General features: G+C 44.3%; 8 protein-coding genes. 6 read left to right on the top strand and 2 right to left on the bottom strand.

Features of this window, described 5'->3' with window-relative positions; translation table 11 throughout:
- Nucleotides 1-306: 306 nt before the first annotated feature.
- Together prfB and lysS are read left to right on the top strand one after the other, a co-directional pair.
- Nucleotides 307-1,405, top strand: a protein-coding gene (gene prfB, locus KO537_RS10060) for a peptide chain release factor 2 (RefSeq protein ID WP_168824900.1) whose coding sequence is annotated in 2 segments (ribosomal slippage) — nucleotides 307-381 and nucleotides 383-1,405 — 1,098 coding nt in all. Because the reading frame shifts where the segments join, the coding sequence is not laid out codon by codon here.
- Between the two features lie 28 nt (nucleotides 1,406-1,433).
- The gene (lysS, locus tag KO537_RS10055) at nucleotides 1,434-2,936 is read left to right on the top strand and encodes a lysine--tRNA ligase (protein WP_168824901.1); all 1,503 of its coding nucleotides are present in this window, start codon (nucleotides 1,434-1,436) and stop codon (nucleotides 2,934-2,936) included.
- Nucleotides 2,937-3,167: 231 nt separating this feature from the next.
- Here the strand turns inward: lysS and KO537_RS10050 are convergent, their stop codons facing one another.
- Nucleotides 3,168-3,608 carry a DUF2846 domain-containing protein gene (locus KO537_RS10050; RefSeq protein WP_105250059.1) on the bottom strand — a complete coding sequence of 147 codons (441 nt, stop codon included), beginning with the start codon at nucleotides 3,606-3,608 and terminating at the stop codon, nucleotides 3,168-3,170.
- Between the two features lie 975 nt (nucleotides 3,609-4,583).
- Here KO537_RS10050 and KO537_RS10045 point away from each other — a divergent pair.
- The 4 genes from KO537_RS10045 to KO537_RS10030 all read left to right on the top strand — a co-directional run bounded on the left by KO537_RS10045 (nucleotide 4,584) and on the right by KO537_RS10030 (nucleotide 11,197).
- The gene (locus KO537_RS10045; RefSeq protein WP_105250058.1) at nucleotides 4,584-6,056 is read left to right on the top strand and encodes a carbon starvation CstA family protein; all 1,473 of its coding nucleotides are present in this window, start codon (nucleotides 4,584-4,586) and stop codon (nucleotides 6,054-6,056) included.
- A gap of 311 nt (nucleotides 6,057-6,367) precedes the next feature.
- Nucleotides 6,368-8,533, top strand: a complete 2,166-nt coding sequence (katG, locus tag KO537_RS10040; protein WP_173246531.1) for a catalase/peroxidase HPI — start codon at nucleotides 6,368-6,370, stop codon at nucleotides 8,531-8,533.
- A 170-nt stretch (nucleotides 8,534-8,703) separates the two neighbouring features.
- Nucleotides 8,704-9,138 (top strand): PaaI family thioesterase, encoded by a 435-nt coding sequence (locus KO537_RS10035; protein WP_028761608.1) that lies wholly within the window; start codon nucleotides 8,704-8,706, stop codon nucleotides 9,136-9,138.
- Between the two features lie 370 nt (nucleotides 9,139-9,508).
- The gene (locus KO537_RS10030) at nucleotides 9,509-11,197 is read left to right on the top strand and encodes a glucan biosynthesis protein D (RefSeq protein WP_219234415.1); all 1,689 of its coding nucleotides are present in this window, start codon (nucleotides 9,509-9,511) and stop codon (nucleotides 11,195-11,197) included.
- Nucleotides 11,198-11,274: 77 nt separating this feature from the next.
- Here KO537_RS10030 and KO537_RS10025 read toward each other — a convergent pair whose 3' ends face one another.
- On the bottom strand, nucleotides 11,275-11,991 hold the full coding sequence (locus KO537_RS10025; protein ID WP_219234414.1) for a type 1 glutamine amidotransferase: 717 nt from the start codon (nucleotides 11,989-11,991) through the stop codon (nucleotides 11,275-11,277).
- Between the last annotated feature and the right edge of the window lie 4 nt (nucleotides 11,992-11,995).

Below are 11,995 nucleotides of genomic sequence, written 5' to 3'. Positions count from 1 at the left end.
TGATATTATGGGGATTTTTTAGGCAGGAGAGCGCTTGTGTGTCAGCCATTGGCCTCGCGCATAGCACTATCTTGGCTAAATTTAAGTAAGATCACAGTCTTAACTCATTGCTTTTTGTTAGTCTCGGCTTTAGTGCTGTGGTCTTTTAGCTTGGAAAATAATCCTTGTTATCCCATTTAATGAACAGTGCACCCCTAGGTTTACCAGTCTGGTTAGGTTAAAATGAGCGGTTGCAAATACTGTTAATCACCGCCCCTTTTAGTGGAAGATCAATTAAAGCGGCCAAATAAAGAAAGTTGAAAACTCATGTTTGAAGTTAATCCAGTAAAATTCAAAATTAAGGAGCTTGCCGAGCGCACGGAGCTTCTTAGGGGGTATCTTTGACTACGATGCCAAAAATGAGCGTCTAGAAGAAGTTACCCGTGAGCTTGAAAGTTCAGAAGTGTGGAACGACCCAGAGCGCGCCCAAGCCTTAGGCAAAGAGCGCGCCAGCCTAGAAGCTGTGGTCAAAACCATAGACGATATGGACTCAGGTCTTGAAGATGTTGAAGGCTTACTCGAGCTGGCTATTGAAGAGGAAGACGAAGATACCTTCAATGAAACCAGTAAAGAGCTGGATTATCTCGAAAGCCGCCTTGCCGATCTTGAATTCCGTCGTATGTTCTCCGGCCCGCAAGATGCGTCAAACTGTTATTTAGACATTCAGTCTGGTAGTGGTGGTACCGAAGCCCAAGATTGGGCCAACATGGTGCTGCGTATGTACCTACGTTGGGGCGAAGCCCATGGCTTTAGCCCTGAGTTGATGGAAGTGACCGATGGTGACGTGGCCGGTATTAAAGGCGCGACCATTAAGTTTACTGGCGAATATGCGTTCGGTTGGTTACGCACTGAGACTGGCGTGCACCGTTTAGTACGTAAGTCGCCATTTGATTCATCGGGTCGTCGTCATACGTCATTCTGCTCTGTGTTCGTTTATCCAGAAATCGATGACGATATCACGATTGATATCAACCCATCGGATCTGCGTATTGACACTTATCGCGCATCGGGCGCGGGTGGTCAGCACGTTAACAAAACGGAATCGGCGATTCGTATTACCCACTTACCGACGAATACCGTCGTGCAGTGCCAGAACGACCGTTCACAGCATAAAAATAAAGATGCTGCGATGAAGCAGCTGAAAGCAAAACTGTTTGAGTTAGAAATGCTCAAGCAAAATGCCGACAAACAGGCCGCAGAAGACGCTAAGTCTGATATCGGCTGGGGCAGTCAAATTCGCTCTTATGTATTAGACGATGCCCGCATTAAAGACTTACGCACAGGCGTTGAAACCCGCAATACTCAAGCGGTACTCGATGGCGATCTGGATAAGTTTATCGAAGCCAGTTTGAAATCTGGGCTGTAATTAATTCAAGGTATAGACGAGAAATAAGATGACTGAACAAGTAATTGATGAGAACAAACTGATCGCCGAGCGCCGTGCCAAGCTAGAAAGCATCCGCCCAAATTGTAGTGCTAATGCCCATCCAAATACCTTCCGTCGCACCCATAAAGCGGCTGAATTACAAGCACAGTATGGTCAAAGCACTAAAGAAGAACTCGAAGCCTTAGGTTTTAAGACCAGCATCGCTGGCCGCATCATGGCAAAACGTGGTCCTTTCTTAGTGATCCAAGACGTGTCTGGCCGTATTCAAGCCTATGCTGAAAAAAGCGTACAAGCTGATTTGAAAGAGCGTTTTCAAGGTCTGGATATCGGTGACATTATCGGTGTAACCGGTCAGCTGCATTTGTCTGGCAAAGGCGACTTATACGTCAACATGGAACAGTACGAGCTACTGACCAAGGCGCTGCGTCCATTGCCTGCGGACTATTATGGTCTAGCCGATCAAGAAATGCGCTACCGTCAACGTTACGTGGATCTCATCGTTAACGAAGATTCGCGCAATGCCTTTATCATGCGTTCTAAAGTGGTTTCTGCAATTCGTAACTTCATGATCAAAAAAGAGTTCATGGAAGTTGAAACCCCTATGATGCATGTGATCCCAGGTGGTGCTTCGGCGCGTCCTTTTATCACCCATCACAACGCCTTAGACATGCCAATGTACCTGCGTATCGCGCCAGAATTATATCTGAAGCGTTTAGTGGTGGGTGGTTTTGAGCGTGTGTTCGAAATCAACCGTAACTTCCGTAACGAAGGTCTGTCGCCACGTCATAACCCAGAATTCACTATGATGGAATTCTATATGGCTTATGCTGACTACAAAGATCTGATGGACCTTACCGAAGAAATGCTCAGCTCGATTGCTATCGAACTGCTTGGCAGTGCGCAAATGCCCTACGGTGAGCACACAGTCGATTTCGGTGGCCCATACGCACGTTTAAGCATGTTAGAAGCGATTCAGAAGTACAATCCTGATAACGCCACTATCCAAGCTATGACCTATGAGCAAGTGAAAGATGTTGAATTCATGCGCGATTTGGCGAAAAGCTTAGGTATGAAGATTGAGAAATTCTGGACTTGTGGTCAGCTGCTTGAAGAAATCTTCGGTGAAACTGCTGAATGGCAATTGATGCAACCAACGTTCATCACTGGCTACCCAGCGGACATTTCACCATTGGCACGTCGTAATGATGACAACCATTTCATCACTGACCGTTTCGAATTCTTCATCGGTGGCCGCGAAGTGGCTAACGGCTTTAGCGAGCTGAACGATGCTGAAGATCAAGACAACCGCTTTAAAGCACAGGTTGACGCGAAAGATGCAGGTGACGATGAAGCTATGTTCTACGATGCAGACTATATCACTGCACTGGAACACGGTTTGCCACCAACGGCAGGTCAAGGTATTGGTATCGACCGTTTAGTGATGTTGTTCACTAACACTCATACTATCCGTGACGTGATCCTGTTCCCTGCTATGCGCCCACAGGCGTAATGCAGTCGAACAAGATATTTCGGTTAGTCATTTTATCGACGATGAATGAGTGGGAATTGGCTAAACAGTAAAAGGTTTACTCATTAGCTGACAATCATAGTGATAAAAACCAGCCATTTGGCTGGTTTTTTGTTTTCTAGAACTTTTTAAAAGGTGTGATTATTAAAGATACAACTGGATAAGCTATGTTGTTACAGCTGAATTTTTATAAAAGCAAAAATTAGCTATAAACTATTTGGCAAGTTTACATTCTTTAACATTCTTCATGCCTTCACCGTCAGTTACTGACTGCAACCCCGCACCGCCAACAAAAACACCTATTTTTATATATTGCTCGATAAAGTAGTTTTTACCACCTTCTGTCGATAGTTTTAAATTATTTTCACTGAATTCTGATTCGGTAGAAAGTGTTTGCTCACCTGGTTCTACTTCCTTGTAGAAGTAGACTTTATTAGCAGATTCGCCAATCATCTCACCATTAATATAGATATTTTTCTTTAGAGCCTGACCCGCAAAACTATTGCGGTATATATAAATCCCTGTTTTATTGTCAGCTGGCTTCTGGAATGTCTTAAGCTTTGCATCTTCCTCTTGTGAAGCCATTGGTACTGTGGCACAACCTGAGAGTAGAAGGAAAATGGCCAGCATAGGCGTTAGAAGTTTTTTTAACATGATTTGTCCTTAAATAAGTGTCTTATTTTGATTGTAAAAATACAAGCTTTTGTTATTTAGATAAATTTATCTTGATTTATAACGCTTTAGTTTATTGAGCTTTTAAAGTTTTTAAATGTGTTATCTCCTTTGGGCTCGTTTGAACATTCAACATGAACGCCATAACATTGGCAGAATGTATGGAATGTCATGTTGGTAAAGTCAGCTATTATCATTTTTGCGCAAGAGCACTCGGCCAAAAATAAGTTATTATAAAGTCATTAAGAGGCAGATTAATGGTGTTTTTATTTTTGCTAAATATAACTTAAGTTTTATTGGTTTACTAATGATTTATTTTAAATTTTGTGATGTCAAATAGTAGTCTGCTTTGTTTGCTGTTATTTTTAAAAGCGAGTGATTATTTTATTTTTGGTCTTTGGTCTTTGGTCTTTGGTCTTTGGTTTTTTCTTGCAGTTTTACGATTTTTATAAATCGTAAAATGATTAAGTAATAAGTCGCTAGCGCTTAAGGTAGTTTTGTTTATGTTGCTGATTAACTAAATTAGACTCTATTGTAATATGAAGTTATAGAATGGATTAGGTTTATTACTTGGGTAGGGGTTAAGTGGTCTGATATTTAGCTCAATTTATAAAGAAGTTTTAAATCAGCAATGATTTAAGTATTCTACTTAAGGTTACTTGTATGTCCATGGTTAACTTAGTAGGTGTTGACTGACTAGCTTAGTACTACTAAATAGTGGAATGGAATAAGGACGATGAGAGGAACTCAGTTTTAGTATGATAAGTACTGTTGCAGATAAATTGAATACTTCATAGGGATTATTTTTAAACGCGTTTGTTCATCTATACCCACTCGTACGGCTGTTTCAGATAATCAACCCGACATTAGTCTAATAGTGTGTTGCTTGACCTCAGTCGCTAACTCAATGAAACTCTCCATTAAATCACCTCCTACTAAAGTATGGATAATTAAATAATGTTAATTTTCTTTATTTGTATCGCACTCTTAGTGCTTGCATACAAGTTCTATAGTCCCTTTGTTGAGCGGCAAGCGGGTATAGATCCTAAAGCGATAACACCACAGGCGAGATTCGAAGATGGCGTCGATTACGTTCCGGTTCATCCGGCTAAAGCGTTTTTGATCCAGTTCCTCAATGTCGCGGGTGTGGGGCCGATATTTGGCCCGATCCTCGGTGCACTTTACGGCCCAATAGCCTTAGTGTGGATTGTACTGGGGAATATTATTGGCGGCGCAGTACATGATTATTTTTCTGGCGTGCTCAGCATAAAAGAAGACGGTAAGAGTCTGCCAGAGATTGCGGGCCACTACTTTAATATTTACTTTAAAGGCGTGATGTTGCTGTTTACGGCTATGCTGCTGTTTTTTGTGGGCGTGGTCTTCATCATGAGCCCCGCAGGTTTGCTGAGTAATCTCGATTATTTTAAAGACACCATCTTTGGCAATAATACCTTCTGGGTGTTAGTGATTTTAGTCTATTACTTTTTAGCGACTATGCTGCCGATTGATAAAATCATCACTAAATTATATCCCGCATTTGGTTTGTTGATGATAGTCATGACAGTTTCTATCGCCGTTGCTCTAATGATCAATGCGCCGCAGTTACCTGAAATGGGTGATGTGTTTGCCTATTTCGACCACAGCCATTACAACAATGAGTTACTCGAACCAAACCCTGATGGGCTACCTGTTTGGCCACTGTTATTTGTGACTATTACCTGTGGTGCGATTAGCGGTTTCCATTCAACTCAAGCGCCTATCATGGCTCGTTGCTTGACGAATGAGAAATATGTTCGCCCTGTGTATTATGGCGCTATGGTTGCTGAAGGTATCGTTGCTTGTGTATGGGCAACGGCGGGTATTGCAGCTTTCCCTGGCGGTTATGTTGAGCTTAAGAGTTTGCTCGACCAAGGTGGCCCAGGTTTAGTGGTTAACCAAGTGGCAACTACGTATTTAGGTGTTGCGGGCGGTATTATGGCGATTGTGGCCGTGGCTATCTTCCCTATCACCTCTGGCGATACCGCATTTCGTTCGCTGCGTTTGACGATTATCGATGCCTTCCATATTCCGCAAAGTATGCGTAATCGCTTATTGGTTGCAGTGCCTATTCTGACCATTGCGTACTTTATGACGAAGATCGATTTCTCTTTGATTTGGCGTTACTTTGCCTTCTCAAATATGCTGCTATCAACCAGTGTATTGTGGTTAGCGACTAAGTATTTGTTCGATCGTGGGACCTTCCATTGGATTGTTAGCTTACCAGCGATTGGCGGCACCAGCGTTACTGTGTCTTATATTATGACTGCGGGCATTGGCCTAGGTTTACCGCAACCTTTGAGCCAGCCAGTAGGTATCGCTGTCGGGGTTATCTGTTTAGTTGCCCTGATCATTGCGCACAATAGACGTAAACCTGTGGCAGAAGTCAAATAGTCAGTTATCCCATAGTTTTACCCAATAAAAAACAAGGGCTGCATTTTGCAGCCCTTGTTTTTTATGATTGGTATCATTCTACTATCCTTTAATGGCTTATTTTAGAAAGGGTAATTTTTGCTGAATATTTTTTAATGAGCAGATTCATCGCGTTTCATCTAGAGGTAAGGTAAGGTCGTTAGACTGGTTTTTATTTCTCTATTGAAACGATTAGTCTGTGGTAGAGAGCGTTAAGCAGTACAAACTTGCGGCAAAAGTCATTTAGATTTTATTTACTTGAATATTTTTTGCGAACAGAAGGAGAGCACGTTATGTCTGAGAACAAATGTCCTATGCACCATTCTGCTGGTGGCACCTCGAATCGAGATTGGTGGCCTAAACAGCTCCGGCTCGATATTCTGCACCAACACTCTTCCTTATCTAATCCTTTGGGTGATGACTTCAATTATGCTGAAGCCTTTAAATCCCTCAATTTAGCTGCTGTAAAGCAAGATCTCCTCGCATTAATGACGGATTCACAGGACTGGTGGCCAGCAGATTTTGGCCACTATGGGCCGCTATTTATTCGTATGGCATGGCACAGTGCTGGCACCTATCGTACCGGTGATGGACGTGGCGGAGCGGGGAGCGGTAATCAACGTTTTGCACCGTTAAACAGCTGGCCAGATAACGTAAACCTCGATAAAGCACGCCGGCTCCTTTGGCCGATTAAACAAAAATATGGCAATAAAATCTCTTGGGCCGATTTGATGATCCTTACGGGTAATGTTGCGCTGGAATCTATGGGATTCAAAACCTTAGGTTTCGCTGGTGGGCGAGTCGATATTTGGGAACCCGAAGCTGATATTTACTGGGGTGCGGAAAATAAATGGTTAGATGATAAGCGTTACTCGGGAGAGCGAGATCTTGAAGATCCCCTCGCCGCAGTCCAAATGGGGTTGATTTATGTTAACCCTGAGGGACCCAATGGCGACCCTGATCCTTTCGCTGCCGCCGTTGATATCCGCGAAACCTTTGCCCGCATGGCGATGAATGATGAAGAAACCGTAGCCTTGATTGCTGGTGGTCATACTTTTGGTAAAACCCATGGTGCAGGTGACGCAGCATTAGTCGGACCTGAGCCAGAAGCCGCAGGTATTGAGCAGCAAGGGCTAGGTTGGCAGAGTCGCTATAAAAGCGGTAAAGGTGGCGATACTATTTCCAGTGGCCTCGAAGTGACTTGGACCTCAACACCAACCCAATGGAGTAACAATTTTTTTGAAAATCTATTCGGATATGAATGGGAACTGACTAAGAGCCCTGCGGGGGCCCATCAGTGGATACCTAAAAATGGCGCGGGTAAAGGGGTGATCCCCGATGCGCACGACGCCTCAAAACGTCATGTGCCGACTATGTTGACCACTGACCTTGCACTGATCTTCGATCCTGATTACGAGAAAATATCACGTCGATTCTTTGAAAATCCCGATGAGTTTGCCGATGTATTTGCAAAAGCTTGGTACAAGCTGACACACAGAGATATGGGGCCATGCACGCGCTATTTGGGTCCTGAAGTGCCTGCAGAAACGTTTCTTTGGCAAGACCCAATTCCAGCGGTTGATCATCCCCTGGTTAATGAGCAGGATGTTACTGATCTGAAACTGAAAATTATTGGTTCTGGATTAACGATTTCAGAAGTTGTATCAACCGCTTGGGCCTCGGCGTCGACCTTCCGGGGTTCCGATATGCGCGGTGGTGCGAACGGTGCGCGAATTCGACTCGCGCCGCAAAAAGATTGGCCAGTGAATCAGCCTGAGCAGCTCGCTAAGGTGCTGAAAGTGCTTGAGAGTATTCAGTCTGAGTTCAATCAAGGAGGTAAGAAAATCTCCCTTGCTGACTTGATTGTGCTAGCAGGTTGCGTAGGTATTGACCAAGCGGCTAGAAATGCGGGGGTTGAAGTGACGATTCCATTTACGCCGGGTCGTATGGATGCCACGCAAGCACAAACTGATGTGGAATCTTTTGCGGTACTTGAACCTGTCGCAGATGGCTTTAGAAATTATCATCCCACTCCGTTTTCTGTTTCGGCGGAGGAGTTATTGGTCGATAGGGCACAATTGCTGACCTTAACTGCGCCGGAAATGACAGTGCTTATTGGTGGTCTGCGGGTGTTAGATACGAACTCTGATCAGTCAAAAACGGGTGTATTGACTGCGCGTCCTGAGTTTTTGACCAATGACTTTTTTGTTAACTTGCTCGATATGGGGACGACGTGGAAACCCACTTCTAAAGCGGAGGATATGTTTGTGGGTGTTGATCGTGTCAGCGGCCAGCAAAAGTGGACAGCAAGTCGTGTTGATTTGATCTTTGGCTCTAATTCGCAGCTGCGTGCACTCGCAGAAGTGTACGCGAGCAGTGATGCACAGCTACGATTTGTCGATGATTTTATCGACGCTTGGACTAAGGTGATGAACTTAGATAGATTCGATCTTCGCTGAGCTTATATTTATTAGTCTTTTTAGTAGTAGATGGATCCAATTTAGACGCCGATGGGGTTAATGCAGACTGAGCGTTTAAGTTGATTTTCAGTTAAATGATCGCCTAATCCAAAGTGGTTAAGCGGTCATTTTTATTCATGTGCTTTGACGCTCATCAATTTAGGTGGAATATGAATATTCAGCAAATGTCGGGTTTAGCCATTTTACAGGCGATGGCAAGGGGTGAATTACCCGCACCTTCTATCTCTCTCACTATGCCAATGTCGCTGGTTCAAGCCGACGAAGGAACGGTGACATTCCATGCGACTGCCGATGATAAGCACCTCAACCCATTGGGCGGCGTTCATGGTGGTTTTGCCGCGACTGTATTGGATTCTGTTACAGGTTGCGCCGTGCATACATTGCTTGAAGCGGGTGTCGGTTACGGCACTATCGACTTGAATATTAAAATGATTCGACCTGTGCCTAAACATCAAGTGTTAGTGGCTGAGGGTAAGGTGATCAATTTATCTAAGTCTTTAGGTATTTCGGAAGGTACGCTAAAAACGCAAGATGGAAAACTGCTCGCCACTGCTACGGCGACTTGTATGATTTTAAGGCCATAAACCGATTTTGCGGGCTGGCGATATTATCTCTTCGAGTTAACACGCTGAGCAGATAATTAACCTATGCCGAAGGTGCACTTTATCTTCAGATATTAAGTCGACGGCCTTCTTGCTGGCAGTGAAGTTTTTATGGGCGTGAATTCAGTAAATAACGGAATTTTTTAATCATATTTTCATAAATAGGCCTCAAGATTGAAAATAGCTAGCATGCCATATTCCATTCGACAGAAAGTATGCTAGATTCTGGCGAATTGTTGCTGATCGCTGTATTGTTACCTCTGTCATCAACAGTTCTCCACAGGGCCATCGCTGCAATTGAGTCAGATTTGCAGGGAAGTGTCAGGAAGTTACACCAATTCAGAGTCTGCTTATGCAACCCAATTTATTTCCCGAACAAAGAAACGTTTATCAAGAATCGAGGGCGACACAACCCTCGATTGAAGCCCAATCTTCCTCTCGTCGCGGCCGTTTGCAGCGTATGGTCGGTGGCGTATTGTTAACCTGTAGCGTATTGCTGAGTCTTTCAGCATGTGCGGCAGGTAAGCAGGCGTCACCACAAGAAGGTGAAGAGTTTAGTTACGCTTGGCTTAAGGGTTATGCCCGTACTATGGCTGCACAACCCTATGAGAGTCATAAAGGCGAATTACCTAAAAGCCTTCAGGGCATGAGTTGGGATGATTACCAACAATTCCACTTTAAGAAGAAAGCCGCGCTATGGCGTGATCAAGATTCGGAGTTTCGTGCCGAACTGTTCCATCTTGGGCTGTTTTTTGATACCCCTATCCATATTTATGAGCTAAATGAGGGTAAGGCTAAGTTAATCGAATATTCACCTTCAATGTTCGATTACGGCAAGTCAAAGGTCAAAGGTAGTCAGTTGCCTAAGGATCTTGGTTTTGCGGGTTTCCGTATGCAATTTCATACCGATTGGCAGCGTGACATTGTTGCCTTCCTTGGCGCTAGTTATTTCCGCGCAGTGGGTCAAGAAATGCAGTACGGTTTGTCGGCTCGCGGCTTAGCGGTTGATACTGCACTGCCAAAACCCGAAGAGTTTCCAATGTTCACCAATTTCTGGTTAGAAAAACCTAAACCAGGATCGAATATCACCACTGTGTATGCCTTGCTAGACTCTCCGAGTGTCACGGGGGCTTATCGTTTTGATATCGAACCGGGTGAACGTTTAAAAATGAAGGTGGATGTGGCTGTTTATCCACGTAAAGCGATTGAACGTTTAGGCGTTGCGCCACTGACCAGTATGTTTATGGTGGGTGAGAACGATCGCCGCACCGGTTATGACTGGCGTCCAGAAATCCATGATACCGATGGTTTAGCCATGCACACGGGGAATGGTGAATGGATTTGGCGTCCGCTAGGTAACCCTGAAAACCTGCGATTCAACGCCTATAGCGATGAAAATCCAAAAGGTTTTGGCTTACTGCAACGTGATCGTAACTTTGATCATTATCAGGACGACGGCGTGTTTTATGATAAACGCCCAAGCCTATGGATTGAACCAACCAGCAGTTGGGGTAAAGGTTCAGTGCAGTTGGTTGAAATTCCAACACTGGATGAAACCTTTGATAACATAGTGGCTTTCTGGAATCCTGCTGAGCCGATTGTTCCTGGTCAAGAGCTGCTGTACAGCTACAATATGTACTGGGGTGGCATTCCACCGGTTCAATCACCCCGTGCTCGGGTTGTCGATACCTTCACCGGGATTGGCGGCGTAGTTGGCCAGAAACGCAAATACTACAGTAAGCGTTTTGTGGTTGATTTCGCGGGCGGAACTTTACCTATGATAGGTAAAGACACCCAAGTTAAAGCCGTGATCACAGCATCTGAAGGCAAAGTGGAAATTGAATCTGCCCGTCCTCTAGCCTCGATTAATGGTTACCGCGCTATGTTTGACGTAGTGCCCCCGGGAGATGGTACTGAGCCGATTAACCTGAGAGTCTATTTGGAGGTCGATGGTCAGCCATTGTCTGAGACTTGGATGTATCAGTGGAATCCGCCTGCAAAGGATGATCGTGAATTGCACAATGCAGGTCATCTGCAATAAGCGATTCGTGATTCATTAATCTAAAACGCCAGCTAACTTAGCTGGCGTTTTTGTTTTAGCTTGAGCCACTTTTTACTTTATACGGCTTGATAGGTTAGGACTAGATTATCTAAAAAATGCCCCAGTAACTGATTCATCCTAGCCGTTGATTGCCCCAGTATGAATTCAGGGCTTTGAATATATGGCATTTTCTGTATGCTAGAAAAAGCATTTTCTTGAGCAATTAATGGCGCTAATTGGCTACTAATAAATTCAAGATGGCATTGAAATCCAAAAACTAAATTTGTGTAACGTACAATTTGCCGCGGGCAGGCTGCACTTGTGGCGAGCACTTCGCAATCGGGAGTGAGGCCAGGCATGTCGTTATGCCAGTGGCCGACCACTTCAGTTGTCGAAAATGTCTTAAGGTTAACATCACTTTTTCCTGCCGCAGTCAGTTCAATGGGGAAGTAACCAATCTCGGTATGCGGGCTCTTTTGATAACGGGCACCTAATGCCTCTCCGATTAACTGTGCCCCAAGACAAACCCCCACAACGGCTTTATTTTTTTGGATAGCTTGTCTGATAAACCTTTGTTCTGCTTGGCTATCAAAATATGGACAATCACTTTGGCATGTCGCTGGAGACTGAGGGCCACCGAGGATAATTAATAGATCAAAACCATCACTATTGTCGGGTAAAGCTTCATCTAGATAGATTCTGCTAAAGCTCATACTGTAGTTTTTGCTTGCAGCCCAATCGCTAAAATAGCCTGGACCTTCATAGCTTTCATGGATAATGCAATGAATGCGCATCGAG

Source organism: Shewanella sp. NKUCC01_JLK, assembly GCF_019345615.1.
GTDB classification, from domain to species: domain Bacteria; phylum Pseudomonadota; class Gammaproteobacteria; order Enterobacterales; family Shewanellaceae; genus Shewanella; species Shewanella oncorhynchi.
Note: the sequence above shows the minus strand (reverse complement) of the source record. Positions and strands in the feature narration are given on the sequence as shown.

Bases quoted from the DNA above. Each gene is read 5' to 3' on its own strand.
- lysS (WP_168824901.1), top strand. From the start codon at position 1,434: ATGACTGAACAAGTAATTGATGAGAACAAACTGATCGCCGAGCGCCGT.
- KO537_RS10050 (WP_105250059.1), bottom strand. From the start codon at position 3,608: ATGTTAAAAAAACTTCTAACGCCTATGCTGGCCATTTTCCTTCTACTC.
- KO537_RS10045 (WP_105250058.1), top strand. From the start codon at position 4,584: ATGTTAATTTTCTTTATTTGTATCGCACTCTTAGTGCTTGCATACAAG.
- katG (WP_173246531.1), top strand. From the start codon at position 6,368: ATGTCTGAGAACAAATGTCCTATGCACCATTCTGCTGGTGGCACCTCG.
- KO537_RS10035 (WP_028761608.1), top strand. From the start codon at position 8,704: ATGAATATTCAGCAAATGTCGGGTTTAGCCATTTTACAGGCGATGGCA.
- KO537_RS10030 (WP_219234415.1), top strand. From the start codon at position 9,509: ATGCAACCCAATTTATTTCCCGAACAAAGAAACGTTTATCAAGAATCG.
- KO537_RS10025 (WP_219234414.1), bottom strand. From the start codon at position 11,991: ATGCGCATTCATTGCATTATCCATGAAAGCTATGAAGGTCCAGGCTAT.